Source organism: Belnapia sp. AC561, from assembly GCF_979252845.1.
This window is the reverse complement of the sequence record NZ_CEEDBP010000004.1, coordinates 89,863-116,136: the sequence shown is the minus strand read 5'-3', so window position 1 is coordinate 116,136 and position 26,274 is coordinate 89,863. Positions and strand designations below refer to the sequence as shown.

The 26,274-nt window shown below is 70.1% G+C and carries 26 protein-coding genes and 1 tRNA gene; 7 read left to right on the top strand and 20 right to left on the bottom strand.

The window, feature by feature from the left end; translation table 11 throughout:
• Positions 1–10: 10 nt before the first annotated feature.
• The 5 genes from AC0IW9_RS04820 to AC0IW9_RS04800 form a co-directional block, all read right to left on the bottom strand.
• Positions 11–709, bottom strand: a complete 699-nt coding sequence (locus tag AC0IW9_RS04820) for an ABC transporter ATP-binding protein (protein WP_471647074.1) — start codon at positions 707–709, stop codon at positions 11–13.
• Complete coding sequence (locus tag AC0IW9_RS04815) at positions 702–2,501, bottom strand: branched-chain amino acid ABC transporter ATP-binding protein/permease (RefSeq protein ID WP_471647073.1); 1,800 nt, start codon at positions 2,499–2,501, stop codon at positions 702–704. Before AC0IW9_RS04815 ends, AC0IW9_RS04820 begins: the two co-directional genes overlap by 8 nt.
• Positions 2,498–3,385 (bottom strand): branched-chain amino acid ABC transporter permease, encoded by an 888-nt coding sequence (locus tag AC0IW9_RS04810; protein WP_471647072.1) that lies wholly within the window; start codon positions 3,383–3,385, stop codon positions 2,498–2,500. The genes AC0IW9_RS04815 and AC0IW9_RS04810 overlap by 4 nt, the downstream gene beginning before the upstream one ends.
• A 29-nt stretch (positions 3,386–3,414) precedes the next feature.
• Positions 3,415–4,635, bottom strand: a complete 1,221-nt coding sequence (locus AC0IW9_RS04805; protein WP_471647071.1) for an ABC transporter substrate-binding protein — start codon at positions 4,633–4,635, stop codon at positions 3,415–3,417.
• A gap of 113 nt (positions 4,636–4,748) precedes the next feature.
• On the bottom strand, positions 4,749–5,723 hold the full coding sequence (locus AC0IW9_RS04800; RefSeq protein WP_471647070.1) for a LysR family transcriptional regulator: 975 nt from the start codon (positions 5,721–5,723) through the stop codon (positions 4,749–4,751).
• Positions 5,724–5,876: 153 nt separating this feature from the next.
• On the opposite strand from AC0IW9_RS04800, the gene AC0IW9_RS04795 reads away from it, so the two are divergent.
• Both AC0IW9_RS04795 and AC0IW9_RS04790 read left to right on the top strand, forming a co-directional pair.
• Positions 5,877–6,818: an alpha/beta hydrolase gene (locus AC0IW9_RS04795; RefSeq protein WP_471647069.1), complete on the top strand. Its 942-nt coding sequence runs from the start codon at positions 5,877–5,879 to the stop codon at positions 6,816–6,818.
• Complete coding sequence (locus tag AC0IW9_RS04790; RefSeq protein WP_471647068.1) at positions 6,815–7,585, top strand: enoyl-CoA hydratase/isomerase family protein; 771 nt, start codon at positions 6,815–6,817, stop codon at positions 7,583–7,585. The genes AC0IW9_RS04795 and AC0IW9_RS04790 overlap by 4 nt, the downstream gene beginning before the upstream one ends.
• Positions 7,586–7,594: 9 nt before the next feature.
• Here the strand turns inward: AC0IW9_RS04790 and AC0IW9_RS04785 are convergent, their stop codons facing one another.
• Positions 7,595–8,575 carry a Bug family tripartite tricarboxylate transporter substrate binding protein gene (locus AC0IW9_RS04785; RefSeq protein WP_471647067.1) on the bottom strand — a complete coding sequence of 327 codons (981 nt, stop codon included), beginning with the start codon at positions 8,573–8,575 and terminating at the stop codon, positions 7,595–7,597.
• 153 nt (positions 8,576–8,728) lie between these two features.
• On the opposite strand from AC0IW9_RS04785, the gene AC0IW9_RS04780 reads away from it, so the two are divergent.
• Positions 8,729–10,357 carry a flavin-containing monooxygenase gene (locus AC0IW9_RS04780; protein ID WP_471647066.1) on the top strand — a complete coding sequence of 543 codons (1,629 nt, stop codon included), beginning with the start codon at positions 8,729–8,731 and terminating at the stop codon, positions 10,355–10,357.
• A gap of 154 nt (positions 10,358–10,511) precedes the next feature.
• Here the strand turns inward: AC0IW9_RS04780 and AC0IW9_RS04775 are convergent.
• The 10 genes from AC0IW9_RS04775 to AC0IW9_RS04730 form a co-directional block, all read right to left on the bottom strand.
• Positions 10,512–10,587 (bottom strand) — tRNA-Phe (locus AC0IW9_RS04775).
• 81 nt (positions 10,588–10,668) lie between these two features.
• Complete coding sequence (locus AC0IW9_RS04770; protein WP_471647065.1) at positions 10,669–10,863, bottom strand: DNA gyrase inhibitor YacG; 195 nt, start codon at positions 10,861–10,863, stop codon at positions 10,669–10,671.
• A complete protein-coding gene (locus AC0IW9_RS04765) occupies positions 10,853–12,004 on the bottom strand; it encodes a ribonuclease E/G (protein WP_471647064.1) in 1,152 nt (383 codons plus the stop codon). Before AC0IW9_RS04765 ends, AC0IW9_RS04770 begins: the two co-directional genes overlap by 11 nt.
• Positions 12,001–12,567, bottom strand: coding sequence for a Maf family protein (locus AC0IW9_RS04760; RefSeq protein ID WP_471647203.1), 567 nt, complete (start codon positions 12,565–12,567; stop codon positions 12,001–12,003). The genes AC0IW9_RS04765 and AC0IW9_RS04760 overlap by 4 nt, the downstream gene beginning before the upstream one ends.
• Before the next feature lie 26 nt (positions 12,568–12,593).
• Complete coding sequence (infA, locus tag AC0IW9_RS04755) at positions 12,594–12,812, bottom strand: translation initiation factor IF-1 (protein WP_471647063.1); 219 nt, start codon at positions 12,810–12,812, stop codon at positions 12,594–12,596.
• Between the two features lie 142 nt (positions 12,813–12,954).
• Positions 12,955–14,253: a histidinol dehydrogenase gene (gene hisD, locus AC0IW9_RS04750; RefSeq protein ID WP_471647062.1), complete on the bottom strand. Its 1,299-nt coding sequence runs from the start codon at positions 14,251–14,253 to the stop codon at positions 12,955–12,957.
• On the bottom strand, positions 14,250–14,933 hold the full coding sequence (gene hisG / locus AC0IW9_RS04745; RefSeq protein WP_471647061.1) for an ATP phosphoribosyltransferase: 684 nt from the start codon (positions 14,931–14,933) through the stop codon (positions 14,250–14,252). Before hisG ends, hisD begins: the two co-directional genes overlap by 4 nt.
• Positions 14,934–14,950: 17 nt before the next feature.
• Positions 14,951–16,210, bottom strand: coding sequence for a UDP-N-acetylglucosamine 1-carboxyvinyltransferase (gene murA, locus AC0IW9_RS04740; RefSeq protein WP_471647060.1), 1,260 nt, complete (start codon positions 16,208–16,210; stop codon positions 14,951–14,953).
• Positions 16,211–16,221: 11 nt separating this feature from the next.
• Complete coding sequence (dcd, locus tag AC0IW9_RS04735; protein ID WP_471647059.1) at positions 16,222–16,776, bottom strand: dCTP deaminase; 555 nt, start codon at positions 16,774–16,776, stop codon at positions 16,222–16,224.
• A 148-nt stretch (positions 16,777–16,924) separates the two neighbouring features.
• Positions 16,925–17,149, bottom strand: coding sequence for a hypothetical protein (locus AC0IW9_RS04730; RefSeq protein ID WP_471647058.1), 225 nt, complete (start codon positions 17,147–17,149; stop codon positions 16,925–16,927).
• Between the two features lie 146 nt (positions 17,150–17,295).
• On the opposite strand from AC0IW9_RS04730, the gene AC0IW9_RS04725 reads away from it, so the two are divergent.
• The 4 genes from AC0IW9_RS04725 (at position 17,296) to AC0IW9_RS04710 (ending at position 22,970) form a co-directional block, all read left to right on the top strand.
• On the top strand, positions 17,296–18,069 hold the full coding sequence (locus AC0IW9_RS04725; protein ID WP_471647057.1) for a hypothetical protein: 774 nt from the start codon (positions 17,296–17,298) through the stop codon (positions 18,067–18,069).
• A gap of 202 nt (positions 18,070–18,271) precedes the next feature.
• Entirely contained in the window at positions 18,272–20,071 is a 1,800-nt protein-coding gene (locus AC0IW9_RS04720) for an FAD-dependent oxidoreductase (protein WP_471647056.1), read from the top strand.
• A gap of 11 nt (positions 20,072–20,082) precedes the next feature.
• Positions 20,083–21,918 (top strand): 2-oxoacid:acceptor oxidoreductase subunit alpha, encoded by a 1,836-nt coding sequence (locus tag AC0IW9_RS04715; RefSeq protein WP_471647055.1) that lies wholly within the window; start codon positions 20,083–20,085, stop codon positions 21,916–21,918.
• A complete protein-coding gene (locus AC0IW9_RS04710; protein ID WP_471647054.1) occupies positions 21,915–22,970 on the top strand; it encodes a 2-oxoacid:ferredoxin oxidoreductase subunit beta in 1,056 nt (351 codons plus the stop codon). Before AC0IW9_RS04715 ends, AC0IW9_RS04710 begins: the two co-directional genes overlap by 4 nt.
• Here the strand turns inward: AC0IW9_RS04710 and AC0IW9_RS04705 are convergent, their stop codons facing one another.
• The 4 genes from AC0IW9_RS04705 to AC0IW9_RS04690 all read right to left on the bottom strand — a co-directional run bounded on the left by AC0IW9_RS04705 (position 22,971) and on the right by AC0IW9_RS04690 (position 26,259).
• Positions 22,971–23,843, bottom strand: a complete 873-nt coding sequence (locus AC0IW9_RS04705; RefSeq protein WP_471647053.1) for a hypothetical protein — start codon at positions 23,841–23,843, stop codon at positions 22,971–22,973. It lies immediately after the preceding gene.
• A 555-nt stretch (positions 23,844–24,398) separates the two neighbouring features.
• Positions 24,399–25,244 (bottom strand): aspartate/glutamate racemase family protein, encoded by an 846-nt coding sequence (locus AC0IW9_RS04700; RefSeq protein WP_471647052.1) that lies wholly within the window; start codon positions 25,242–25,244, stop codon positions 24,399–24,401.
• On the bottom strand, positions 25,245–25,448 hold the full coding sequence (locus AC0IW9_RS04695) for a hypothetical protein (protein ID WP_471647051.1): 204 nt from the start codon (positions 25,446–25,448) through the stop codon (positions 25,245–25,247).
• Positions 25,449–25,452: 4 nt separating this feature from the next.
• Complete coding sequence (locus tag AC0IW9_RS04690; RefSeq protein ID WP_471647050.1) at positions 25,453–26,259, bottom strand: sterol desaturase family protein; 807 nt, start codon at positions 26,257–26,259, stop codon at positions 25,453–25,455.
• Between the last annotated feature and the right edge of the window lie 15 nt (positions 26,260–26,274).

The following is a 26,274-nucleotide window of genomic DNA, read 5'->3' as shown; positions in this document are numbered from 1 at the left end:
GGCGGATGCGTCAAAGATAGGCTTCGGCCAGGCTGCTGCCCAGCAATTCGCGGCTGGTCCCGGCGCGGACGACGCGGCCGCGCCGCAGCGCCACGCCATGGTCGGCGACCTTCAGCGCAACGGTCGCCATCTGTTCGGATATGACGACCGTCGCGCCGGAGTCCCGGGCGAAGTCGCTGATGAAGGCATAGATCTGGCGCACGATGATGGGCGCAAGGCCCAGGGACGGCTCATCCAGCAGCAGCACCCGCGGGCTGCGGATGGTGGTGCAGGACAGGATGACCATCTGCTGCTGCCCGCCGCTGAGCAGGCCGGAGGCGGTGCGCGCCTTCTCCGCCAGGATGGGGAAGCGGGCATAGACCTCCTCCAGCGCCCGCGGCAGCGGGGCGGCGCGGGCGCCGAAGCTCCAGGCGAGGCGGAGGTTCTCCTCCACCGTCATCTGCTTGAAGAGGCGGCGGCCTTCCATGGCATGCGCCAGCCCCAGCTTCGCCCGGGCCTGCGGCGGCAGCGCGGTCACGTCCCGCCCCTCCAGCCGGATGCGGCCGGCGCTGACCGGGGCGATGCCGGAGATGGCCCGCAGCAGGGATGACTTGCCGGCGCCATTCGCCCCGAGCACCGCGGTGGTGCTGCCGGCGGCCGCGCTCAGGGTCACGTCTTCCAGCGCGCGGACGGCGCCGTAGCTGACGGAGAGATTCTCGACCTCAAGCATGGACGGCTTCCTCGTCGCCCAGATAGGCGGCGATCACCTCGCGGTCGGCCCGCATCCCGACGATGTCACCGCGGTAGATCACCCGGCCGCTGTCCAGCACCACGACGTCGTCGACCAGCTCGGCCAGGAAATCCATGTGGTGGTCGATGAGCAGGATGGCGAGGCCCATCGCCTTCATGTCGCGGATCACCTGGGCCAGCCGCTCCATCTCGGCTTCGGACAGGCCCGCCGCCGGTTCGTCCAGCAGGACGGCCAGCGGATGCGCCAGCAGGGCGCGGCCGACCTCGGCCATGCGCCGGGTGCCATAGGGCAGCGTCTCCATGGTGCGGTCGGCGACCTCGGTCAGCTCACAGAGCGCCAGCACCGCCTCCACCGTGGCGAGATGCGCCGCCTCATCCGCGATGGCGGCGGGCAGGCCGAGCAGGGCGGCCGCGCCGGAATGGTGCAGCATCCGGTGCGCGCCCAGCAGCAGGTTCTCCCGCACGGTGAAATGCGGCACCAGGCGCGGGTCCTGGAAGGTGCGGACCACCCGGGCGGCGGCGACCTTGTGGTCCGGCAGGCCGGTGATGTCCCGCCCGGCGAATTCCACCCGGCCGGCGCTCGGCCGGTAGAGGCCGCTGATGACATTGACCAGCGTGCTTTTGCCGGAACCGTTCGGGCCGACCAGGGCGGTGATCCGGCCCGGCTGCAGGTGCAGCGAGACGTCGTTCAGCGCCACCAGCCCGCCGAAGCGCATGGTGACGCCCTGGACCTCCAGCGGGCCGCCGCCCTCCGCCGGGGGCAGCGTGGCGCCCAGCGTGACGGCACGGCGGAGCGCCCGCGGCTTGATGAAGCGGGCGGGCTCCAGCAGCAGCCCGCCGATGCCGCGCGGCAGCACGATCAGCGAGAAGGTGAGGATCAGCCCGTAGACGATGAACTGGTATTCGGAGAAAACCTGCAGCCGTTCCGGCAGGAAGGTGAAGATGGTTACGCTGATGACCTGCCCGGCGATGGAGCCGAGGCCGCCGACGATCGCCATGACCAGCACCTCGATCGAGCGCGGCAGGGCGAAGCTTTCCGGCCCGAGGTAGCCGACCAGATGCGCATAGAGCCCACCGGCCAGCCCGGCCAGCGCGCCGCTGAGGGTATAGGCGAGCTGCTTGGTGCGCCCGGCCGGGATGCCGATGCTGCCGGCCGCCACTTCCCCGGTATGGATGGCGAAGAAGGCGCGGCCGATGCGGCTCTGCGTCAGGTTCCGCATCAGCAGCAGCACCAGGGACGTGACCACCAGCAGCAACTGGAAGTAGCCGGTGCCGTCGAAGGGAATGCCGAGGATGGTCAGCGTCCGCAGGGCGGCGGAGGGCACGCCGGGCAGCCCCATGGTGCCACCGGTGAGGCCGTTCCATTCCCGCACGATCTCGAAGAAGATCATGCCGAAGCCCAGCGTCATCATCGCCAGATACACGTCCCGCACCCGGCCCGCGGGAAAGGACAGCAGCCAGGCGGCGGCCGCGGCCAGCAGCATGGCGATGGGCACCGCCAGCGCCACGTCCAGCCCATGGGTCTTCGCCAGGATGCCGGCGCCATAGGCGCCGATGCCGAAGAAGCCGGCATGGCCGAGGGAGATCTGCCCGGCGAGGCCGGTCAGCAGGTTGATGCTCTGGGCGAAGATGACGCCGATCAGGACGAAGCTGAGGATCTGCACCGTGCCGGAGCGCAGCATGGTGCAGCCCAGCAGCAGCGCCAGGAACAGGGCGAGCTGCGCCAGCGGATGCGCGACGATGCGGGAGAGGATGGCGCGCAGCGCGGTCATGCCTTGCTCACCTCCGGCCGGCCGAACAGGCCCTGCGGGCGCAGCGCCAGCATGGCCATGAGCAGGGCGAAGGCGATGGCATGCTCGGCGGCGGTCGAGACATAGCCGCCCACAAGCTTGCTGATCAGCCCGACCACCAGCCCGCCCACCAGCGCGCCGATCGAGCTGCCCATGCCGCCGAAGACCGCGGCGACGAAGCCGAGCAGCACGAGGTCGAAGCCGAAGGCCGGGTCCACGGTGCCGCCGATCTGGGCGATGAGGATGCCGGCGATGCCGGCCAGCAGGCTGGAGGCGACGAAGGAGCCGAGGATGATCCAGCGCACCGGCATGCCCTGCACGGTCGCCAGCTCCGGGTCCAGCGAGACGGCATGCACCGCCTGGCCCCAGACCGTTTTCCGCACGAAAAGCTCCAGCAGCAGGATCAGCGCGACGGCGACGACCAGCACGACCAGGTATTGCAGCGAGACATATTGCCCGAAGACGCTGACGTAGTCCTGGGCGCTGAACAGGATATCCGGGAAGGCGACGGCCTGGGAGCCGAACCACTTGGCGGCGACGCCCTGCAGGAAGATGCCGAAGCCCAAGGTCGAGACGACCCAGCCCATGCTGCCGCTGCCCTTCAGCGCCGGCCGCACCGTATAGCGCTCGATGAACATCCCGAGCCCGGCGATGATGGCCAGCGCCCCCAGCACGGCGAGGAACAGCGCCAGCCCCTGCGCCGCGAGGTACACGGTGAGCATGGCGCAGAGCATCATCAGCGAGCCCTGGCCGAAGTTCAGCGCCTTGGTGGTCCAGAAGGTCAGGTTCAGCCCGAGCGCCACCAGGGCATAGACCGCGCCGACGCTGATGCCGGCCAGCACCAGCGAGAAGAAGAAGTCGTCCATGCCCCGGCTCCCCGGCCCCGGCCCGCGCCCTAGTCCTTCAGCTCCAGCACCACGCGGTCGTCGCGCTTCAGCATCTCGTACAGGCCGAGGTCGCTGGTGCGCAGCGCGGTATGCTGCTGCGGGGTGAAGCTGATGGCGGGAATGGAGGCGCCGGCGTAGTCCTTGGTCGCGTCCAGCGCGCGGATGATGGCGGCCTTGTCGGTGCTGCCGGCGCGGCGGATGCCGTCCATCATCAGGCCGATGCAGTCGTAGCCCGAGGCCACGGTCCCGGCGAGCGAGACCAGCGGATTGGCGGGATCCGGCCCGTACCAGCGGTCCGTGCCGTATTTGGCGCGGTAGAGATCGACGAAGGCCTGGGTCGCCGCCGGCATCGGCCGGCGGCCCATGACCACGTAGCTGGCCGCCTTGGTGCCGACCACCAGGTCGCCGGCACCCTCGAGATAGGGCACGGTCACCGCGCCGGTGGTGCCGAAGAGCGCGACGTTGATGTTCAGCCGGCTCAGGTTGCGCCGGATGACGGCGAAATCGGCGCCGAGGCCGATGACCAGCATCGCCTCCGCTCCGGCCCGCTGCACGCGGACGAGCTGCGCCGTCATGTCCTGGGCGCGCTGGTTGTAGGATTCGACCGTGACGCGGACCTCCCGCCGGGCGGCGGTCAGGGCCTGCTTCACCAGCTCGGCGCCGGTCACGCCATAGCCCGTGCTTTCATGCACGATGCCGACGCGGGCATAGCCGGCGAGGGCGATGGCGAGTTTCTCCGCCTCCACCGTATTGCTGATCGAGACCGAGAAGACATTCGGCCGCGGCGGCTTGTCGGTGCCGTTCGGATAGACGATGGAGGGCGTCTGCGCCTGCGGGTTGATGATCGGCCGGCCATCGGCCATCACCATGTCCACGATGGCCAGCGTCGGGCCGCTGCCCGAGGGGCACATCAGCCCGACGATCTCCTTGTTGTCGAGGATGCGGCGCATGTTCTGCACCGCGCGGTCGGGCACCAGCTGGTCGTCCAGCACCTCGGCCAGCTCCACCTGGCGGCCGAGGATGCCGCCCTGGCGGTTCGCCTCGGCCACGGCGAGTTCGGCGCCGCGGCGGATGCCTTCGCCGAATTCGTTGAAGGGGCCGGTCAGCGCGGCGGTGAAGCCGAGCTTGATGGTCCCGGCGGCCTGGGCCCGGGCGGGGCGCCAGGGCCCTGCCACGGCGGCCGCTCCGGCGGCGAGGGCGCCGAGGCCCCGTCGGCTGATCTTGTCCATCCTGTCCTCTCCTTGCCGTGCGCCTCTGCCGGGCACATCGGTCCTGATTCAGGGCGCAGCATGGGCGAAGGGTCCGCGGTTGAAAACCTTGCCCGGTGGAAAGCTGGCTTGCGTCAGACGGAAAGGCCGGACCCGTCCCGGGACAGGGCACGGCCGCGCGGCATGGGGTGGGCCACGAGCGGCGGGCCGCCCGGAGTGCCGCGCAAGGCCTGCACCAGATAGTCGACGAAGACCCGGATCTTGGGCGGGATCTGCCGGGTGCGCTGATAGACGGCATAGATGCCGTGGTCGAAGGTGGTCGGCGTCACCTGCCACTGCGCCAGCACCCGGCGCAGCCGGCCGGCCGCCAGATCCTCGGCCACGGCCCATCTCGGCAGCAGGGCGATGCCGATGCCGGCCAGCGCGGCCTCCCGCAGCACGTCGCCGTTGTTGACCTGCAGCCCGCCGGTGACCCGCAGCTCCCGCACCCCCCGCGCATCGCGGAATTGCCAAAGGGCATGGCCATCCTCGAAGCGGCCATCTAGCGGCCAGGTCAGGCAGTTATGCCGCAGCAGCGCTTCCGGCTGGTCCACCTCGCCATGCGTCTCGAGATAGGCGGGGCTGGCGAAGAGGATGCGCTCGGCGGCATCGGACAGCTTGCGGACGGCCAGATGCGGCTCGTCTAGGTTGCCCAGGCGGATGGCGATATCGATGTTGTTGCCGATCAGGTCGCGCGGCTCCTCGGTCAGGAAGAGCTTCACCGTCACCTCCGGGTAACGGGCGAGGAAGCCGGGCAGCAGCGGGCCGAGGTAGTCCCGGCCGATGGCGACCCGGGTATGCACATGCAGCAGGCCGCGCGGCTTGGCTTGGTGCTGGGCGACCTGTTCGGTCAGCGCATCGATATCGGCGAGGATGCGGGTGGCCTTCTGGAGGTAGAGCTGCCCGGCCTCGGTCAGCGCCAGTTGGCGGCTGGTCCGGTGCACCAGCCGCACGCCGAGCTGGGTTTCCAGCGCATTCACATGGCGGGAGACCGAGGCCGGGGAGAGGCCGAAAGCGCGGCCGGCGGCGGAGAAGCTGTCGGAATTCGCCACGCGGACGAAAAGCCGCATGCTCTGAAGCGTTTCCATCCCCTACCCGTCTCTGCGGTCCGGGAAAGGATGGCAGGCTTCTTGGCCGGTGCAATGCTTCTCCTTACCCGCTGCAACTTGCCCCGTCCCGGACAGGCGGCCAGGCTGGCCCCAAAGCGAGGGAGAAATGCCGCCATGAATCTGCACCGCGATGTCGCCGAGGTCCTCAAGGTCATCCATGCGCCGGACCGGCCGGCCTGGGATACGCTGAGCCCGGAGGGGGCGCGGGCCTCCTACATGGCCGGGCGGGCCGCCACGGCGCCGGAGCCGATGGCGGTGGCGGAGGTGCGGGACCTGTCGATCCCTGGGCCGCATGGGCCGATCCCGCTGCGGCTCTACCGGCCCGCGGGGGCGCCGGCCGCGGGCAGTGCGGCGCTGGCCTTCTTCCATGGCGGCGGCTGGGTGCTGGGCAATCTCGACTCCCATGACGGCGTCTGCCGGCATCTGGCGGAACGGGCCGGCTGCGTCGTGCTGGCGGTGGATTACCGCCTGGCGCCGGAGCATAAATTCCCGGCCGCGCTGGACGACGCCTTCGCCGCGACGCGCTGGCTGGCGGCCGAGGCGGCAAGCCTGGGCGTGGACCCGGCCAGGATCGCGGTGGGCGGCGACAGTGCCGGGGGGAACCTGGCCGCCGCGGTCTGCCTGCTGGCGCGGGAGGCCGGCGGCCCGGCCATCGCCTTCCAGCTGCTGCTGTATCCGGCCACCGATTTCGCCATGGACACGGCCTCCCACGACCAGTTCGGGGAGGGCCATCTGCTGACCCGCGCCAGCATGGCCTGGTTCCGCGACCACTACCTGAACCATGCGGGGGAGGTCGCGGATTGGCGGGCCTCGCCGCTGCGGGCGGCCTCGGTCACGGGACTGCCACCGGCCCTCGTCCTCACCGCCAGCAACGACCCGCTGCGCGACGAGGGCGAGGCCTATGCGCGGCGGCTGGTGGAGGCGGGCATCCCGGTCACGCTCTGGCGGGCGCCGGGGGTGATCCATGGCTTCCTGCCGATGGGCAAGGCGATCGCCGCCTCCGGTCCGGCGCTGGATCGGCTGGCGGCAGCGCTGCGGGCGGGGCTGGCGGCATGAGCCGCTTCGCCGACTATGCCGGGAAATACGCCTGCATCCGGATGCGGCGGGAGAACGGCATCCTCGAGATGCGGCTGCATACCGATGACGGGCCGCTGCGCTGGGGCCTTGGCCCGCATGGGGAGCTGCCGGATGCCTTCGCCGATGTGGCACGGGACCGCGACAACCGGGTGGTGATCCTGACCGGGACCGGCGAGGAATTCTCCGGCCACCGCGCCACCACCGGGACACGGTCCCTGATGCAGGGCATCACCGCCGATGCCTATGACCGGGTGCATTGGGAGGGCCGCGCCCTGCTGATGAACCTGCTGAGCATCGAGGTGCCGGTCATCGCCGCGATCAACGGCCCGGCCTGGCGGCATTGCGAGATTCCGCTGCTGTCGGACATCGTGCTGGCCTCGGATACTGCGGCCTTCCAGGATTCGGCGCATTTCATGTCCGGGATGCTGCCGGGGGACGGCATGCATATCGTCATGCCGCTGCTGATGGGCATCAACCGCGGGCGGTATTTCCTGCTGACCGGGCAGACCCTTTCCGCCGCCGAGGCCAAGGACCTGGGGCTGGTCTCCGAGGTATTGCCGCCGGACCAGGTGCTGGCCCGCGCCTGGGAACATGCGGAGGCGCTGGCGCAGAAGCCTACCCTGCTGCTGCGCTACACCCGGCTGATGTTTACCGAGGTGCTGAAGCGGCGGATGCAGGAGCTGCTGGGCTATGGGCTGGCCATGGAGGGGCTGGCCCTGATGGAACAGGCCGCGCCGCCGCCGTGACCGGTCCGCTCAGTCGAGCCGGATCTGCGCGGCCCGCACCACCTCGCCCCAGCGCTGGTATTCGCTGTCCAGGTGACGGGCGAAATCGGCGCTGCCCAGCGGGGCCGGCTCGATGCTGAAGCCGCGCAGGCGTTCGCGGACCTCGGGCGTGGCGAAGCCTTCGAGGATGGTTTCCGCCACCTGCTGGATGATCGGCTCCGGCGTGCCCCTCGGCGCCTGGACGCCCCACCAGATCATCGCGCTGAAGCCCGGCATGTCCGCCGCTTCCGCCACGGTCGGGATCTCCGGCGCGGAATACCAGCGCTCGGCGCCGGTGGTGGCGAGAATCTTCAGCTTGCCGTCGCGCGCATGCTGCACATAGGCGGGCAGGTTGTCGTGCACGAGGTCGAGCCGGCCGGCGAGCAGGTCCGTCATCATGGGGGCAGTGCCGCGATAGGGCACATGCTGCATGGTCACGCCGGCGGCGCGGTTCAGCGATTCCCCAATGAGATGGCCGGAAGTGCCGTTGCCCGGACTGCCCATGGTGAGCTGCCCCGGCCTGGCGTGCGCCAAGTCCAACGCCTCCTTCAAGGTCGTCGCCGGCAGGTCGATACGGGCGGCGATGCAATTGGGCGTATGGCAGGTGCGCGCCACCGGCACCAGGTCCCGCACCGGGTCGTAGCCGAGCCTGGCATAGAGATGCGGCCCCATGCTGGCGGCGCTGATGGTGGCGATGAGCAGGGTATAGCCATCCGGGTCGGATTTCGCGGCCGCCTCGGCGCCGATGTTGCCGCCGGCACCGCCGCGGTTCTCCGCCACCACGGGCTGGCCGATGCGGGCGCCGATGACGCTGGCGGTGGTGCGGCCCACGGCATCCGTGGAAGCGCCGGGCGGGAAGGGGATGATCATCCGCAGCGGCCGGCTGGGCCATGGCGCGGATTGGGCCCGCAGGACGGCAGGCGTGGCCAGCAGGGGCAAGGCGGCGAGCAGGGCGCGGCGTGGAGCGGTCATGCGGTCCTCGGAAAGCCGTTCGGTGTCAGGCGAGCAAACCGCATGCCGCGGCCGGGCGTGACCGCCTTTGCAGCATCGGCCCCGTCACGGTTAGCCTGCCGCGAAGCACCGCGCCCGATGTTTCGGTAAACGCGCATGGAGGAACGAAAAGACATGTCAGCCTCAGCCCTGACCCAGGGCGGCGATGCCGCGGAGTGGGACGCCATCATCATCGGTGCCGGCATCTCGGGCCTGTACCAATTGCTGCGGCTGCGGGAGCTGGGCCTGCGGGTGCGGGTCTTCGAGACGGGTTCGGGCGTGGGCGGCACCTGGTACTGGAACCGCTACCCCGGCGCCCGCTTCGATTCCGAAAGCTATTCCTACGGCTATTCCTTCTCGAAGGAGCTGCTGGAGGAATGGAATTGGTCGGAACATTTCGCGCCACAGCCGGAGACGCTGCGCTACCTGAACCATGTCGCGGACAGGTTCGACCTGCGGCGGGACATCCAGTTCCACAGCCGCGTCGCCGCGGCGCATTGGCAGGAGGCGGCGCGCGGCTGGGACGTGACGCTGGAGGATGGCAGCCGGCACCGGGCGCGCTTCCTGATCACCGCGGTCGGGCCGCTCTCGGCGCCGACCCTGCCGCGTATCGAGGGCATCGGCGACTTCAAGGGCCAGGCCTTCCATACCTCCCGCTGGCCGCATGAGCCGGTGGATTTCACCGGCAAGCGGGTGGCGGTGATCGGCACCGGCGCGACCGGCGTGCAGACCATCCAGGAAGTGGCGAAGACGGTGGGGCAGCTGACCATCTTCCAACGGACGCCGAATTGGTGCGCGCCGCTGCACAACCGCCCGATCACCGCGGAGGAGCAGCGCGAGATCAAGGCGAATTACCCCGCCATGTTCCAGCGCTGCCAGGAGACCTTCTCCTGCTTCCTGCATACGCCCGACCCGCGCGGCACCTTCGAGGTGACGTCGGAGGAGCGCGAGGCCTTCCTGGAAAAGCTTTATGCCTCGCCCGGCTTCGGCATCTGGGTCGGCAATTTCCGCGACTACCTGACCGACCCGGCGGCCAATGCGGTGGTTTCCGACTTCGTCGCCCGCAAGATCCGCCAGCGGGTGAAGGACCCCGCCACCGCGACAAAGCTGATCCCGACCAACCATGGCTTCGGCACCCGCCGCGTGCCGCTCGAGACCCGCTACTACGAGGTCTACAACCAGCCGAACGTGGAGCTGGTGGACATCAAGGCGACGCCGATCGAGCGGATCACGGCGCAGGGCATCCGCACGACCGAGGCTGAGTACGAATTCGACATCATCGTCTATGCCACCGGCTTCGATGCCATCACCGGCAGCTTCGACCGCATCGATATCCGCGGCACCGAGGGCCGGCGCCTGAAGGACACCTGGGCGCAGGGGCCGCAGACCTTCCTCGGCGTGCAGGTCGAGGGCTTCCCCAACATGTTCATGCTGATGGGGCCGCATACCGCGCTGGGCAATATCCCGCGCAGCATCGAGTACAACGTCGATTGGGTGACCGGGCTGATCCGCAGCATGCAGGCAGATGGAATGACCCGGGCGGAAGCGACCGCGGCGGCGGTGGCGGCCTGGACCGAGCATGTGAAATCGGTCGGCGCCGGGCTGCTCTCGAACGAGGTCAATTCCTGGTTCACCGGCTTCAACAGCAATGTGGAGGGCAAGCAGACCCGCGTCATCGCCCGCTACAGCGGCAGCGCGCCGGCCTACCGGGCCTGGTGCGACGAGGTGGCGGCGAAGGGGTATCGGGAACTGGCGCTGCGTTGAAAGGCTGTGCGGCGGCGGGACTGCATGATGCAGGCCCGCCTGGCCGGGCGCTGGCGGTCACTGCAGGACGCTTGGCACGGCGTGGAGGCTGCGCAACGCGATCAGCAGTCTATTTTGCGAAAAATCTCCAAAGGCTTCCGGCTCTTTGAAGGGATGGTGCCCAGGGGCGGAATCGAACCACCGACACTGCGATTTTCAGTCGCATGCTCTACCAACTGAGCTACCTGGGCCCAAGCAACCCCCAGGCATCGCCCAGGGTCCGCAGCAGAGGTCGCGGGAAATAGCCGAAGCCGCGCGCCCTGTCCACCCGCTCAACCCGCTGTATCGTCATCCTCCGACAATTCCGGTGCACCGCCCGGAATGGCGTAGTCCCCCGCCAGCCAGCGTCCCAGGTCCACCTGCCGGCAGCGCGCCGAACAGAAGGGCCGGAACCGGCTCCCGGCCTCCACCGGCTTGCCGCAGACGGCGCAGGGCCGTGCTGCCGGGCTCTTCGCCTCATCCGCCATCGCCCGCCTCCTCGATTCGCCAATCGCCCCAGCCGAGCCCCGGTTCCGCCCGCAGTACCAGCGGCTGCCCCAAGGCCGCCGCCGCCTCCCCCAGGGGCCCCGCATCCAGCGCCGCCAGCACCGCCGGTGCCGCCCGCAGCGCCAGCCGCCGCCCAGGCGCCGCCGCCGCCTCCCGCAGCACCTGCCGCAGTGCCGCCAGCCCCGGCGTCAGCGGCCCCGCCAGCACCTCATGCAGCGGCGGATGCACCCGCTGCCGCAAAATCTCGAACAGCCCCAGCGGCCCCAGCCCCAGCAGCCGCGCGAGGTGATCCGGCGCCAGCGCCCGCGTCAGCGGCTCCGCCAGCGCCGCCCGCCGCTTCGCCGTCATCCCCGCCAGGTCCAGCAGGATCGGCCCGGCCAATTGCCGCAGGCGGATCTGCCGCGCCGCCGCCAGCACCGCCGCCTCGTTCACCCGCGCCTGGGCCAGCACATCCCGCTCCCCGGCCGCGCTGCCGGCATCCACGTCGATGGCGGTCAGCGCCGGCGTCGGATGCACCAGGATGCGCCCGCCGCCCTCCAGCGGCACCTCGGGCCCCGCCAGCAGGTCGAACTCCGTCTCCAGCGCCTCATCGAACACCGGCCGCGGGCTGAACCCCACCCGCGTCGCGCCCAGCAACCCGCGCAGCCGCGCCGCGACCGCCGCGCCATCGGTCAGCACCATCGCCTCCGGCATCGCACGGGCCAGCCGCAGGGCCGCCTCCGGCCCACGGGCCAGCAGGGCAGGGGCATTGCCCGGCGGCAGCACCAGCGGCGCCAGCGCCTCGGGCGGCACCCGCGCGCTCACCCGCGCGCCCTTGCCGCCCTGGGAGGCCCGGGTGACCCGGACCACCAGCACCTGCCCCTCGGAGACGGACTTGCCGATCGGCTGCCGCACCGGCCCGGCCTCGGATTCCGGCAGGAAGCCGCTCTCGCCCCCGGCGAGCGCCAGGAAGGCCCCCGCCATGGCCGGCGCAAGGGCCGTCACCCGCGCCCGCTGCAGGTCGCCCACGCCATCCGGCCGCGCCGGGCGCTCCACCCAGGCCTCGTCCAGCCGGTCGCCGCGCAGCAGCGCCACGCGGACCTCGCCCGGGGAGGCACTGACCAGGATGCGCGTGCCGCTCACGGCCGCAGCCAGCCGACCCCGCGCAGCAGCTGGGCGGTCTCGAACAGCGGCAGCCCGACCACGTTGGAATGGGACCCGGACAAGAAGCGCACGAAGACCTCCGCCCGCTTCTGGATCTGGTAGCCGCCGGCCACGCCGCGCCATTCCTCGCTTGCCAGGAAATCCTCGATCTGCGCCGGGGTCAGCCGCTGGAAGGTCAGGATGGTATCCACCAGGCGCGAGAGCTGCCGCCCCTCCGGCGTCACCACCGCAACCCCGGTATAGACATGGTGCCGCCGGCCCGAGAGCAGCTCGAGGAAGCGCCGCGCCTCCGCCTCATCCGCCGGCTTGCCGAGGATGCGCCGGCCCACGCCGACCACGGTATCCGCCGCCAGCACCAGCGCGCCCGGCGCCAGCGCCGCCGCCACCGCCGCCTTGCCGGAAGCCAGCCGGGCGGCCAGGCGCCGTGGCACCTCCGCCTTCAGCGGCGTCTCGTCGATATCGGTCGGCAGCACCCGGTCGGGCACCACCCCGATCCGCGCCAGCAGCTCAAGCCGCCGCGGGCTGGCCGAGGCCAGCACCAGGGGCGGTTTTCCCGTCTCCAAGGCCGCTACTTGAAGCGGAAGGTGATGCGGCCCTTGGACAGGTCGTAGGGCGTCATCTCGACATTGACCCGGTCGCCCGCCAGCACGCGGATGCGATTCTTGCGCATCTTCCCGCTGGTATGGGCAAGAACCATGTGCTCGTTGTCGAGCTTCACGCGGAACATCGCGTTGGGCAGCAGCTCCTGTACGGTGCCGCTGAACTCGATCATGTCCTCTTTTGACATCAGAAACCTTTGCAATGCGCGGCGGCCCACCGCCGCGCCACACAGGCTCGGGATGGGCCGGCGCAGGATGGGATCAGGCGGAGACCGTCGCCCCGGGGGGATTGACTTGGCGCCGGCAACATGATCGCCGGGGGGATGCGGGTCAAGGAGGGCTGGACAGGCGAAGTGCGACGCTGCGGCCATGCGCCTGCAGCCCTTCGGCCTCGGCCAGCGCCACCGCCGCCGGCCCGATTGCCGCCAGGCCCGCGGCCGAAGCCTCCACCCAGGTGGTCCGCTTCAGGAAATCATAGACCGAAAGGCCGGAGGCGAAGCGCGCCGTCCGCCCGGTGGGCAGCACATGGTTCGGCCCGGCGACGTAATCGCCCAGCGCCTCCGGGCAGAAGCGGCCGAGGAAGGCCGCCCCGGCATGCCGCACCCCGTCGAACCAGCCGCGCGCATCAGGCAGCATCACCTGCAGGTGCTCCGGCGCCAGCCGGTTCACCAGGCCCTGCGCCTCCGCCCAGTCCCGCACCAGGATGATGGCGCCATGCCGCCGCCAGCTCTCCCCGGCGATGGCGCCGCGGGGCAGGGTGGCCAGCTCGGCTTCCACCGCCGCCGCGACGGCATCGGCGAAGCCGGCGTCATCGGTCACCAGGATGGCCTGGGCGCTCTCGTCATGCTCGGCCTGGGCCAGCAGGTCCACCGCCACCAGCCGCGGGTCGTTGGAGGCATCGGCAACCACCACCACCTCGGACGGTCCGGCGATGGAATCGATCCCGACCCGGCCGAAGACCTGTCGCTTGGCCTCCGCCACATAGGCATTGCCCGGCCCGACGATGCGGTCCACGGCGGCGATGCTCGCCGTGCCGAAAGCGAGCGCCGCCACCGCCTGCGCCCCACCGATCCGATAGACCTCGGTCACCCCGGCCCGCCGCGCCGCCGCCAGCACCAGCGGGTTCAGCACCCCGCCCGGGGTCGGCACCACCATGGCGATGCGGCCGACCCCGGCCACCCGCGCCGGCAGCGCATTCATCAGGACGGAGGAGGGATAGGCCGCCTTGCCGCCGGGAACATAGAGCCCGACCGCATCCAGCGCCGTCCAGCGCATGCCGAGCGTCAACCCCGCCGGGTCCGGCAGCTCGAGGTCCGCCGGCCGCTGCGCCGCATGGAAGCGCTCGATCCGCTCCGCCGCCAGGTCCAGCGCCGCCAACAAGTCGGCCGGGATGCCGGCCGTCGCCGCATCGATCTCCGCCGCCGTCACCCGCAGCGCCACCGCATCCGCCGGCGCCCAGCCGTCGAAGCGCGCCGTCAGCGCCAGCAGGGCAGCGTCGCCGCCCGCCCGCACCTCGGCCAGGATGCCGGCGACCGCCGCATCCACCTTCGCCGTCGTCTCCCGCGCCATGTCGAGCAGCGCGGCGAAGCCGGCCTCGAAGCCGGCCTCCCGGACATCCAGCCGCTTCATGCCGCCAGCGCCGCCCGGAACTTGGCGATCCAGGCGCCGATCGCTTCCGGCATGGTCTTCAGCGCGGTGCGGTTGACGATGAGGCGGGAGGTGACCTTGGCGATCACCTCCGTCTCGATCAGCCCATTGGCCTTCAAGGTGCTGCCGGTCTGCACCAGGTCGACGATCACCCGCGCCAGGCCCAGCGACGGCGCCAGCTCCATGGCCCCGTTCAGGTGCACCACCTCGGCCTGCACGCCCCGGGCGGCGTAATGCCGTTGCGCCACGTTCGGGTACTTGCTCGCCACCGCGATCCGCGACCAGCGGCTCGGGTCGTCCCGCCCCGCCGTCGCCACCGGTTCCGCCACCGAAATCCGGCATTGCCCGATCCCGAGGTCGAGCGGCGCATAGATCTCCGGATAGTCGAATTCCATCAGCACGTCGGCGCCGCAGACCCCGATATGCGCCGCCCCATGCGCCACGAAGGTCGCCACGTCGAAGGGCCTGACGCGCACCACGTCCAGCTTGGGGTCGGAGGTCTCGAAGCGCAGCCGCCGGCTATCCTCATCCGTGTAGTCCGCCGCCGGATGGATCCCCGCCCGGCCCAGCAGCGGCCCGAGCTCGCTCAGGATGCGCCCCTTAGGCACCGCCAGGATCAGCGGCCCGGTTTCGGCTTCGGCCGCCGTCGCGGCGGTAGACATCGGCAGATCCATGGCGTTCAGCCCGCAATTCGTTCGATATCGGCACCCACCGCGGCCAGCTTCAGCTCCACCCGCTCATAGCCGCGGTCGAGGTGATAGACGCGGTTGACGATGGTATCCCCCTCCGCCGCCAGCCCGGCAAGGATGAGGGAGACGGAGGCCCGCAGATCGGTCGCCATCACCGGCGCGCCGGACAGCTTCGGCACCCCGCGCACGATGGCCGAGGCCCCGTGGACGTTGATCCGCGCGCCCATTCGGTTCAGCTCCGGCACATGCATGAAGCGGTTCTCGAAGATGGTCTCAGTCACCATCGAGGCCCCCTCGGCGACCGACATCAGCGCCATGAACTGCGCCTGCATGTCGGTGGCGAAGCCGGGGAAGGGTTCGGTCATCACATCGACGCCGTGCAAGCCGTTGAGCCGGGAGACCCGCAGCCCATCGGCCTCGGCCTCCACCAGCACGCCCGCTTCCCGCAGGGTGCGGGCCACGGCGCCCAGATGCTCGGTCCGCGCCCCTTCCAGCAGCACGGAGCCGCCGGTGATGGCCGCCGCACAGGCGAAGGTCCCCGCCTCGATCCGGTCCGGCACGATGGCATGGGTCGCGGCGCCCAGGGCCTGGCCGCCATGCACCGTCAGCCGATCGGTGCCGACACCCTCGATCTTCGCCCCCATGGCGATCAGGCAGAGGGCGAGATCCTCGATCTCCGGCTCCCGCGCCGCATTCACCAGCTCGGAGACACCGTCCGCGAGGCAGGCCGCCATCAGCAAGTTCTCGGTCGCCCCGACCGAAACCACCGGGAACAGGATGCGGGCACCCTTCAGGCCATGCGGCGCCGCCGCCTCGATATAGCCGGCGTCGAGGGTGATGGTCGCCCCCATCGCTTCCAGCCCCTTGAGGTGCAGGTCCACCGGCCGGGTGCCGATGGCGCAGCCGCCCGGCATGGAGACCCGCGCCTTGCCGTGCCGGGCCACCAGCGGCCCCAGCACCAGGACGGAGGCGCGCATCTTCCGCACCAGATCATAGGGCGCGACGAGGTTATTGGCGCAGCCCGAGAGCGTCAGGGTCCGCGCCGCCGTGTCATGCGCCACCTCCAGCCCATGCTGGATCAGCAGGGCACGCATGGTGGCGATATCCGCCAGGTCCGGCGCATTGCGCAGCACCAGCGGCCCATCGGAGAGCAGGGCGGCCGCCATCAGCGGCAGGGTGGCGTTCTTCGCCCCGCCGATCGGGATGCGGCCTTCCAGCTGACGGCCGCCGCGTACCCGGATACGGTCCATGCCTGGCGCCCCTACAGCTTCGGCAGCGCGACGCCGCGCTGGTGCATGTATTTCCCCGCCCGGTCCTTGTAGCTGACCTCGGGCGCGCTGGAGCCTTGCAGGAACAGAAATTGGCAGATCCCCTCGTTGGCGTAGATGCGGGCCGGCAGGGGCGTGGTGTTGCTGATCTCGATGGTCACCTGGCCCTCCCATTCGGGCTCCAGCGGCGTCACGTTCACGATCAGCCCGCACCGGGCATAGGTGGACTTGCCCAGGCAGATCACCAGGACATCGCGCGGGATGCGGAAGTATTCCACGGTATGGGCCAGCACGAAGGAGTTCGGCGGCACGATGCAGGTATCCCCCTGCCGGGTGACGAAGCCGGACTCGGAGAAATTCTTCGGATCCACCAGGGCATTGTCCACATTGGTGAAAACCTTGAACTCATCCGCTACCCTGGCGTCATAGCCGAAGGAAGAGAGTCCGAAGGAAATGGTGCCTTCCCGCCGCTGGCTCTCGACGAAGGGCTCGATCATGCCGTGTTCGGCCGCCATGCGGCGGATCCAGTGGTCGGGCATGATGGACATGGCGGGCGGCCCCAAGGGTCGGGTGAGGGATCGTACGGGCAGGCGTGTGGCGCTGGCATTCGGCCACGGCGGCATCGCGGGCCCGTACCGGGCCCGTCTGGTCGGCCCCCTTAGCCCAGCCCACCCCCAGCGGCAACCGGCGGTGCCATCAGCCCTGACCTGCGTCCTTCGGGCTGAGGTCTTCCGGCCCTTCGGCATCCGGCCCCGCCACGGGGTCGCCCGGCGCCACCGTCTCCCGCCCCCGCGCCTGGGCCTTGCGGCGACGCAGGTTGGCCCGCAGCGCCGCCGCCTGCCGTGCCTCCCTCTCCGCCCTGACCCGGTCGGCGTGGCGGGGCTTGGGGTCGGTTGGGGCTTCGGATGGGGGCTGGGCCATGGCCCCAGGCTGTCCGCGGCCCGCCCCGGCGTCAATCGTCCGGCTGCCGTCCATCACGCTTGCGTTGCCGGCCCCCGACCAGCGGGAACGTGAAGGCCGCTGGCCCCGTCGCGCCGCTAACGCTCCGCCATGCTCCGTGCCTTGCCATGAAGGGACATGCCGTCCCCCTGTCCCTCCCGCGCCGCCTGGCCACGGAGTTCTCCTATGCCGCCGCCCGGGTGCCGCGGGCCACGCTCTCGATGAGGCTGGCGCTGGCCCCTCTGGTCGCCGCGCGCGGCCTGGCGGCGGACCGGCCGCCCTGGTCCGCCATCTTCGCCCGCGCCTTCGGCCTTGCCGCCCAGGACATGCCGGTGCTGCGCCAGGTCTATGTCCAGCTCCCCTGGCCGCGGCTCTACCAGCTTCCCGCCGCGGTCGCCTGCGTCGTCGTCAGCCGGGACTGGCAGGGCGAGCCCGGGCTGTTCTTCGCCCGCATCAAGGACCCCGCCGCCCTGCCGCTGGCCGAGATCGCCGCCCGCATCCGGGAGGCGAAGACCGCCCCGGTCGAGAGCCTGCGCGACAACCGCCGCGCCCTGGCCATCGCCCGGCTGCCCTGGCCGCTGCGCCGGCTGCTGTTCTGGCTCGGGCTCAACCTCGGCCGGCAGGTCCCCAATTGGTGGGGCACCTTCGGCGTCTCGGTCCTGGGGGAGGAGCGGGTGGCCATCAGCTCGGTCGTCGCCCCCTGGGCCGGCTTCCTGAACTACGGCCCGATCGGCCCGGATGGGACGGTGGAGGTCTTCTTCTCCTTCGACCACCGGGTCATGGATGGGCTGGCTGGCGCCCAGGCGCTGCAGGCGCTGGAGGCCATGCTGCTCGGCCCCCTGCTGGCCGAGCTGCGCGCCATGCCGGCCGCCTTCGCCCCGCCGATCCGCCAGGCGGGATAGCCGCCCCCCTCGGCACGGCCCGCCCGAGGGCCCGAATTCTCCAATCGGCACGCTTCCGGTCAGGTCGTTGCGGGCTTGCCGGGCTTGGGGCAATGTTCGCTCGCCCAAAGGGCCAGGGGAGGAAAGAAATGCATTCTGCGGCCATGCCGCCTGCCCTCGTCAGGGCCCGCCTTGCGTCCATTCGAACCACGGAGTCGCGCGCTTGAAGCCGACCGACATTCGCAATCCCGACTACTTCCACAAGGTCGTCGATTGCCAATGGGCCTGTCCGGCCCATACGCCCGTCCCCGAGTACATCCGGATGATCGCCGCCGGGCGCTACTCCGATGCCTATATGGTCAACTGGCACTCCAACGTCTTCCCCGGCGTGCTCGGCCGCACCTGCGACCGCCCCTGCGAGCCGGCCTGCCGCCGCGGACGGGTCGAGGAGGAGCCGGTGGCGATCTGCCGGCTCAAGCGCGTCGCCGCCGACAACAAGGAAGGCATCCTGGCCCGGCTGACGCCGATCCCCGAGGTCGGCAACGGGAAACGCATCGCCTGCATCGGCGCCGGCCCCTCCAGCCTCACCGTCGCCCGCGACCTCGCCCCGCTGGGCTATGAGGTCCATGTCTACGACGAGCAGGCCAAGGGCGGCGGCTTCATCCGCAGCCAGATTCCCCGCTTCCGCCTGCCGGAAAGCGTCATCGACGAGGAAGTCGGCTACATCACCGACCGCGGCGGCGTCGTCACCCACTACAACCAGCGGGTCGGCAGCCTGAAGGGCCTGCTGGCCGAGGGCTACGACGCGGTCTTCGTCGGCGCCGGCGCCCCGCGCGGGCGCGACCTCGACGTGCCCGGCCGGGCCGAGGCCGCGGCGCATATCCATATCGGGATCGACTGGCTCTCCTCCGTCTCCTTCGGCCATATCGAGAGCGTGGGGAAGCGCGTCATCGTCCTCGGCGGCGGCAATACCGCGATGGATTGCTGCCGCTCCGCCCGCCGCCTCGGCGGCGAGCAGGTGACGGTCGTCGTCCGCTCCGGCTTCGAGGAGATGAAGGCCTCCCCCTGGGAGAAGGAGGATGCCCAGCACGAGGGCATTCCCATCCGCAACTGGCTGGTGCCGAAGGAAGTTTTGCACGAGGACGGCCGCCTCACCGGCATGGTCTTCGAGAAGGTCAAGGCCGAGCGCGACGCCAATGGCCGCCGCCAGCTGGTCAATGCCGGCGAGCCCGACGTGACGATCGAGGCCGATGAGGTCCTGGTCGCCATCGGCCAGGAGAATGCCTTCCCCTGGATCGAGACGGACCTCGGCCTCGAGTTCGACCGCTGGGGCCTGCCCAAGCTGAACGAGAAGTCGCTGCAGTCGACCCTGCCGCAGGTCTTCTTCGGCGGCGATGCCGCCTTCGGCCCGAAGAACATCATCTGGGCCGTGGCGCATGGCCATGAGGCCGCGGTCTCCATCGACATGTTCTGCCGCGGCGAGGACGTGACGGTGCGGCCGCCGCCGGAGGTGGTGATGTCCAGCCAGAAGATGGGCATCCATGAATGGAGCTACGACAGCGGGGTCTCGCTCGATCTCCGCTTCAAGGTGCCGCATGCCGAGAACGAGGTCGCGCTGCGCGACATCAAGACCGAGGTCGAGCTCGGCTACGACCGCGAGCTGGCCTACAAGGAAGCCCAGCGCTGCCTGAACTGCGACGTGCAGACCGTGTTCGTGCCCAACCTCTGCATCGAATGCGATGCCTGCGTCGACATCTGCCCGGTCGACTGCATCACCTTCACCCCGGACGGGGAGGAGGCGGAGCTGCGCGACCGTCTCAAGATGCCGGCGCTGAACCTGACCCAGGAGATCTACGTCGCGGACGGCCTCAAGACCGGCCGCGTCATGGTGAAGGACGAGGACGTCTGCCTGCACTGCGGCATGTGCGCCGAGCGCTGCCCGACCGGCGCCTGGGACATGCAGAAATTCTTCCTGGAAACGGCCAAGCCGAAGCTCGAGAGGGTCCACGCATGCCAGGCGTGATGAGAACCGGCGTGATCACGGCGACCAACGACTTCGTCGTCAAATTCGCCAATGTCAACGGCTCCGGCTCGGCCAGCGCCAACCAGCTGTTCGCCAAGTCGATCCTGCGCATGGGCATCCCCATCGCCTCCCGCAACATCTTCCCCTCCAACATCCAGGGCCTGCCGACCTGGTTCGAGGTGCGCGTCAGCGGGGAGGGCCACCTGGGACGGCGCGGCGGCGTCGACATGATGGTGGCGATGAACCCGCAGACCTGGGACCGCGACGTCGCCGAGATCGATGCCGGCGGCTACCTCTTCTACGACAGCACCCGGCCGCTGCCGCGCAGCCGCTTCCGCGAGGACATCAACGTCATCGGCGTGCCGCTGACCGAGATGTGCAACGCCGCCTATACCGATGCCCGGCAGCGCCAGCTCTTCAAGAACATCATGTATGTCGGCGCCCTCTCGGCCCTGCTGCAGATCGACCCCGGCGTGGTCGAGACGCTGCTGTCCGAATCCTACAAGGGCAAGGAGAAGCTGGCGAAGTCGAACAGCGACGCCTTCCACATGGGCCGCGACTGGGCCCTGGCGAACCTCGCCTGCCCGCTCAGCCTGACCCTGGAACGCGCCGACAAGGTGGGCGAGCGCATCTACGTCGATGGCAACAGCGCCGCCGGGCTGGGCGCCGTCTATGGCGGCGCCACCGTCTGCGCCTGGTACCCCATCACCCCCTCGACCTCGCTGGCCGAGGGCTTCGAGAAATACTGCCGCCGCTTCCGCACCGAGCCGGAGACCGGCAAGAAGCGCTATGCCATCGTCCAGGCCGAGGATGAGCTGGCCTCCATCGGCATCGTCATCGGCGCCGCCTGGAACGGGGCGCGGGCCTTCACCGCCACCTCCGGCCCCGGCATCTCGCTGATGCAGGAATTCGTCGGCCTGTCCTACTTCGCTGAGATCCCCTCCGTCATCTTCGACGTGCAGCGCGCCGGCCCCTCCACCGGCATGCCGACCCGCACCCAGCAGTCGGACGTGCTCGCCGCCGCCTATGCCAGCCACGGCGATACCAAGCACATCGTGCTGTTTCCTGAAGATCCGAACGAGTGCTTCCAGTTCGGCGCCGATGCCTTCGACATCGCCGACCGCTTCCAGCAGCCGGTCTTCGTGCTGCTCGACCTCGACATCGGCATGAACGACTGGCTCTGCGAGCCCTTCGCCTGGGACGACACCCGCCGCATGGACCGCGGCAAGGTGATGACGGCGGAGGAGCTGGAAGCCGGCAAGACCTTCGGCCGCTATCTCGATGCCGATGGCGACGGCATCCCCTACCGCACCTACCCCGGCACCCATCCTAACAAGGGCGCCTTCTTCACCCGCGGCACCTCGCGCGACCGCTTCGCAAAGTACACCGAAGTCGGCGCCGCCTATGTCGACAACATGCAGCGCCTGCTGCAGAAGTTCGAGACGGCGAAGGGCGTGGTGCCCCATCCCGTCCTGCGCCGCGCGCCGGAGCCGACGCGGGTCGGCGTCATCTATTACGGCAGCTCCTCCGCCGCCATGCAGGAGGCGCTGACGGCGCTCGAGGCTGAGGGCATCCAGGTCGATGCCCTCCGCATCCGTGCCTTCCCCTTCCACCCGGATGTGGATGCCTTCATCGCCGAGCACGACACGGTCTTCGTGGTCGAGCAGAACCGCGACGCCCAGCTCCGCACCCTCATCATGAACGAGTGCAGCATCGCGCCGCAGCAGCTCATCCCCGTGCTGCACTACGACGGCACGCCGATCACCGCGCGCTTCATCCGCGCCGCCATCGGCGACAAGGTCCTCGCCAACAAAGTCCTCCCCTTCGCCGGAGCCGCCGCGGAATGAGCTTCCTCCCGAAACCCAAGCTGCATCACCCGCGCCTGCCGGTGAATGCCCTCGGCTTCACCCGGCGCGACTATGAGGGCGCGATCAGCACCCTCTGCGCCGGCTGCGGCCACGACAGCATCAGCGCCGCCATCATCCAGGCCTGCTTCGAGCTGGACATCGAGCCGCATCGCGTCGCCAAGATGTCCGGCATCGGCTGCTCCTCGAAGACGCCGGACTACTTCCTCGGCGCCAGCCACGGCTTCAATTCCGTGCATGGCCGGATGCCCAGCGTGCTGACCGGCGCCAACCTGGCGAACCGCGAACTCCTCTACCTCGGCGTCTCCGGCGACGGCGACAGCGCCTCGATCGGCTTCGGCCAGTTCGCCCACAGCATCCGCCGCGGCGTGAACATGACCTATATCGTCGAGAACAACGGGGTCTACGGCCTGACCAAGGGGCAGTTCTCTGCCACCTCGGACAAGGGCTCCAAGGCCAAGAAGGGCGCCGTCAACACCGACGAGGCGATCGACCTCATCGGCATCGCCCTCCAGCTCGGCGCCACCTACGTCGGCCGCAGCTTCTCCGGCGACAAGGACCAGCTCGTCCCCCTCATCAAGGGCGCAATGCGGCACGACGGCCCCGCCTTCATCGACTGCATCAGCCCCTGCGTCGCCTTCAACAACCACGAGGGCTCGACCAAGTCCTACGACTTCGTCCGCGAGCACAACGAGGCGATGAACCACCTCGACGTCATCATCGGCCGCAATCCCATCACCGCCGAATACGCCCCGGGCGAGGTCCGCGACGTCACCCAGCACGACGGCTCCGTGCTGCGCCTGCGGAAGCTGCATGCCGACTACGACCCGACCGACCGCGTCGGCGCCATGCACCACCTGCATGAACGCAAGGCGGCCGGGGAGATCGTCACCGGCCTGCTCTACATCGAGCCCGAGCCGCAGGACCTGCACGCCAACATCGATACCGTCGCCCTGCCGCTCAACCGGCTGGGTGACGCCGCGCTGAACCCCGGCGCCAAGGCGCTGGAGAAGCTGAACGCCAGCCTGCGGTAGTCAGCGCCGCGTGGCGCAGCCGTTGCGGACATGCGCCGCCTCGGCTGCCGTCAGCGCCAGCCCCTGCTGGTAGCGATAGAGCGCCCGGGTGCAGCCCGGGTCGATCCGCGGCGCCGAGGCACGACGCAACGGCGGCGCGGGCGGCGGGGCAGGGGGCGGCAGCACCAGCGCCACCTCCTCCACCTGCGGCACCACCGGTGGCTCGGGCTCCACCACCGCCGCCGGTTCGACCGGCAGGGGCGGTGGGGCAGCGGCAGGCGGCGGGACGATGACCGGTTCCGGCAAGGCCACCACAACCCTTTCGAGCCGTGGCAAGGGTGGCGGCGCGGGCTGAACCGGCTCGGGCTGCGGCGCCACCGGGATGGCCGCCGCCGCAAGCTGGGCCGGCGGCGGTGCGGGCGGCGTCTCCGCCGGGTCGCTCCCCAGCCATGCCAGGCCTGCCAGCAAGGCCAGGCCGCCGGTCAGGCCGGCTGCCAGCCACCGGCCACGCCGGCGGACCGGGGACCGCCTCGGCCTGTCGTCGACCTCGTCATCATCCTCCGGCGGCGGAGGCGGGGCCAGCACCCTCGGGCGCACCGCCAGGCCCGGCACCTCCCAGGCGGCATCCGCGGCCAGCGCCCTGCGGGCTGCCTCGATCCAGGCTTCCTTCCCCGGCACGGTCAGCGGCGGCAGGGTGCCGAAGCCCTCGGCCATCAGCCCCGGCAGGTTGCGCACCGCGCCGATCTCGATCCGGTCGTGCCAGACCGGCAGGGTGCCGGGAAAGGCCTGCCAGAAATTCGCCGCGCTCAGGGCCCGGCGCAGCCGCGCTTCCGCATTGGGGGTGGCATCCGGCGCGACATCGACCAGCGCCAGCCCGATACCGGGATGCGCCAAGGCATGGCAGCCGCTCGCCGGTCCGACCGGACCCGCGGTGCCGAACCGGCATCGCCCGATCAGGCGCCAGCCGTCGGGCAATGCGGAGAGCAACATGCCTGGCGTGCCATCCGGAATCGGATGCGTCGGCTGGAGCCCTGCCTGCAATGCCTGATCCACCGCCTGCCCCCCGCAATCAGCCTTGCAGGAATAAAGCGATGAACCCGCGGATCGGTTGCAACGACGTGATGGAACACGTCACCGCTGTGGTATTTTGGTCGCGCCCAGCCGAGCCCGGGCGCAGGCCCGTTCCAAGTATTCGCGCTAACCCGCCTGCTGGATCAGAAGATGCGTTCCAGCAGATACATGGCCGCAACGCAGACGACGGCGGCAATCCCGACCCCGACGATGGGGCGGTTGTAGTTGTAGGTATCGTAGTTCCTGCTCATGGCATGTCCTCGCTGACGATGGGGCGAAAAATGCTGCCATCCCGACCAACGTGGGCATGAAAAGCAGGTTCCAGATCATTGCCTTGCCCGGCGGGAGAAACCGCGGCGGGAACGAAGCCGCATCGTCTCAACCCGGCGCGATCTTCGGGAAGATCGCGCCATAGGCTGCGCGCAGCTCCGCGATCTGCCCGGGTGGCGGCTGCGCATAGGTCCGCCGCCGGCTGGTGAAGCGGCCCCCCATCAGCCGGTCCAGCTTCACCGCCAGCTCCCCCGCCTTCAGCAGCGCGACGGAGGCGTTCAGCACCGGCGCGCCGCCGCCGGCATCCTGGATGCCCGCCTCCGCCAACAGGATCATGGCGACGCCGGCGGCCGGGATCACCACCTCGGCGCCCCGCGCGACGCAGGCATCGGCCGCCGCCATGAACTGCCCGATGATGCGGTCCCGCGCCGGGCCGCCGGCGAAGGCGGCATCGAGGTCGACCAGCCGGTCCACCTGCATCCGCTCCACCGCCACCACCCGGCTGCCGAGCCCGGCCAGGGTCACGTTCTCCATCACCTTGGACTGGTGCTTGTCGTTGGCCACCACCAGGCCGATGGAGGCGCCCATCTGGCAAGCGGTCAGCAGCGCCGTCTCGCAGAGGCCGAGCACCGGGATCGAGACCATCTCCCGCGCCGGCCGCAGCCCCGGGTCGGCGATATTGCCGATGACGACGGCGTCGAAGCCCGCCGCCTCGGCGCGCGCGACATTCTCCAGCACCTCGATCGTCTCGATGAATTCGAGGCTGCGGTACTGGTCGCCGATGCCGCCGCGTTTGGTGATGCCGTGGATCTCGAATTCCGTACCGGGGTCCGCCGCGGCGGCCAGCGTGCGGTGCAGCGCCGCCGTATAGGCCGGCCAGGCTTCCGCCCGCGTCATCGACTGGTACCAGATCCGCATCGCCGTTCCCCCGCTGTTGCGGGGCAGGCTAGGCACTCAGAGATCGGCGCGCCAGATCCATAGCCCGACCAGCAGGCTGACGGCGATGCCCAGCAGCGTCATCCCGTTGCCCGACACGTCCAGGTCGCGGGTGATTGCCGTCCAGAGCACGAAGACGCCGATGCCGACGGCGATGCCGCCGATGAAGGAAGCGCGGGACTTCTTGATCCGCCCGCCATCGAGCGGCGTGATCGCGGCCATGGCGCTACTCCGCCGCCATGGCATGCGGCCGCCCGGCGCGCGGGTCGTCCAGCGTATGCTTCACCCGCTTCAGGTCGCGCCGCACATGCGAGGCGTCGTAGCCGTTCAGCAGATGCCCGAGCAGCCCGCGCTTGAGGTCCGAGGTGCCGAAGAACCAGTCGGCGATCGGGTAGGTCAGGTTGAAGTTCCGCTCCATCATGATGGCGGTGTTGTGGTGCGCCGCATGATGCCGCCGGATGGTGTTGATGAAGGGAATGTGCCGGACGATCCGGTCATCCTTCGTATGGCAGCAGAAGTGGAAGAACTCGTAGTTCAGGTAGAGCGCGGTATTGGTGATCAGCAGCAGCCAGCCGGCATCGGGGAAGCCCAGGCTCCGCATCACCCAGGCCGGCACCAGAGACAGCGCGAGGAAGGTGATCAGCGCATAGGGCGGGAAGAAGACGATGCGGAAGTCCCGCGTGTTGTCCACGGTGAACTCGGTCTCGGTGAAGAACTGGTGATGCGCCAGGGTGTGCCGCTTGTAGATGCCCATGAAGCCCTTGATAGGGCGGTGCATGACGTATTTGTGGATCCACCACTCGAAGACATTGGCGCCGAGGAAGGCCGCGGGCACCACCAGCCATTCGTACCAGGCCGGCGCCTCGACCTGCCGCGCCGCATACCAGATCGCCGCGCCGCCGATCGCGTAGATCAGCGCCACATGCACCCAGCCATGATAGAGCGCGCCGATCTTCGAACGGAAATCCGCCCGGAAGGCCTGCTGCCGACGGGAAAGCCGCTCACGCTTCAGCGCTTCGACCGAACCATCCATGACCAACCTCCGCGA

What these genes read in the sequence shown, in the direction of transcription:
- AC0IW9_RS04695 (WP_471647051.1), bottom strand. Translation starts at nt 25,448, where the DNA reads ATGGCCGCGATCACGCCGCTCGATGGCGGGCGGATCAAGAAGTCCCGC.
- AC0IW9_RS04725 (WP_471647057.1), top strand. Translation starts at nt 17,296, where the DNA reads ATGAAGGGACATGCCGTCCCCCTGTCCCTCCCGCGCCGCCTGGCCACG.
- AC0IW9_RS04780 (WP_471647066.1), top strand. Translation starts at nt 8,729, where the DNA reads ATGTCAGCCTCAGCCCTGACCCAGGGCGGCGATGCCGCGGAGTGGGAC.
- AC0IW9_RS04805 (WP_471647071.1), bottom strand. Translation starts at nt 4,635, where the DNA reads ATGGACAAGATCAGCCGACGGGGCCTCGGCGCCCTCGCCGCCGGAGCG.
- AC0IW9_RS04690 (WP_471647050.1), bottom strand. Translation starts at nt 26,259, where the DNA reads ATGGATGGTTCGGTCGAAGCGCTGAAGCGTGAGCGGCTTTCCCGTCGG.
- AC0IW9_RS04815 (WP_471647073.1), bottom strand. Translation starts at nt 2,501, where the DNA reads ATGACCGCGCTGCGCGCCATCCTCTCCCGCATCGTCGCGCATCCGCTG.
- AC0IW9_RS04790 (WP_471647068.1), top strand. Translation starts at nt 6,815, where the DNA reads ATGAGCCGCTTCGCCGACTATGCCGGGAAATACGCCTGCATCCGGATG.
- AC0IW9_RS04795 (WP_471647069.1), top strand. Translation starts at nt 5,877, where the DNA reads ATGAATCTGCACCGCGATGTCGCCGAGGTCCTCAAGGTCATCCATGCG.
- AC0IW9_RS04810 (WP_471647072.1), bottom strand. Translation starts at nt 3,385, where the DNA reads ATGGACGACTTCTTCTTCTCGCTGGTGCTGGCCGGCATCAGCGTCGGC.
- AC0IW9_RS04785 (WP_471647067.1), bottom strand. Translation starts at nt 8,575, where the DNA reads ATGACCGCTCCACGCCGCGCCCTGCTCGCCGCCTTGCCCCTGCTGGCC.
- infA (WP_471647063.1), bottom strand. Translation starts at nt 12,812, where the DNA reads ATGTCAAAAGAGGACATGATCGAGTTCAGCGGCACCGTACAGGAGCTG.
- AC0IW9_RS04730 (WP_471647058.1), bottom strand. Translation starts at nt 17,149, where the DNA reads ATGGCCCAGCCCCCATCCGAAGCCCCAACCGACCCCAAGCCCCGCCAC.
- AC0IW9_RS04820 (WP_471647074.1), bottom strand. Translation starts at nt 709, where the DNA reads ATGCTTGAGGTCGAGAATCTCTCCGTCAGCTACGGCGCCGTCCGCGCG.
- hisD (WP_471647062.1), bottom strand. Translation starts at nt 14,253, where the DNA reads ATGAAGCGGCTGGATGTCCGGGAGGCCGGCTTCGAGGCCGGCTTCGCC.
- hisG (WP_471647061.1), bottom strand. Translation starts at nt 14,933, where the DNA reads ATGTCTACCGCCGCGACGGCGGCCGAAGCCGAAACCGGGCCGCTGATC.
- AC0IW9_RS04710 (WP_471647054.1), top strand. Translation starts at nt 21,915, where the DNA reads ATGAGCTTCCTCCCGAAACCCAAGCTGCATCACCCGCGCCTGCCGGTG.
- AC0IW9_RS04770 (WP_471647065.1), bottom strand. Translation starts at nt 10,863, where the DNA reads ATGGCGGATGAGGCGAAGAGCCCGGCAGCACGGCCCTGCGCCGTCTGC.
- dcd (WP_471647059.1), bottom strand. Translation starts at nt 16,776, where the DNA reads ATGTCCATCATGCCCGACCACTGGATCCGCCGCATGGCGGCCGAACAC.
- murA (WP_471647060.1), bottom strand. Translation starts at nt 16,210, where the DNA reads ATGGACCGTATCCGGGTACGCGGCGGCCGTCAGCTGGAAGGCCGCATC.
- AC0IW9_RS04800 (WP_471647070.1), bottom strand. Translation starts at nt 5,723, where the DNA reads ATGCGGCTTTTCGTCCGCGTGGCGAATTCCGACAGCTTCTCCGCCGCC.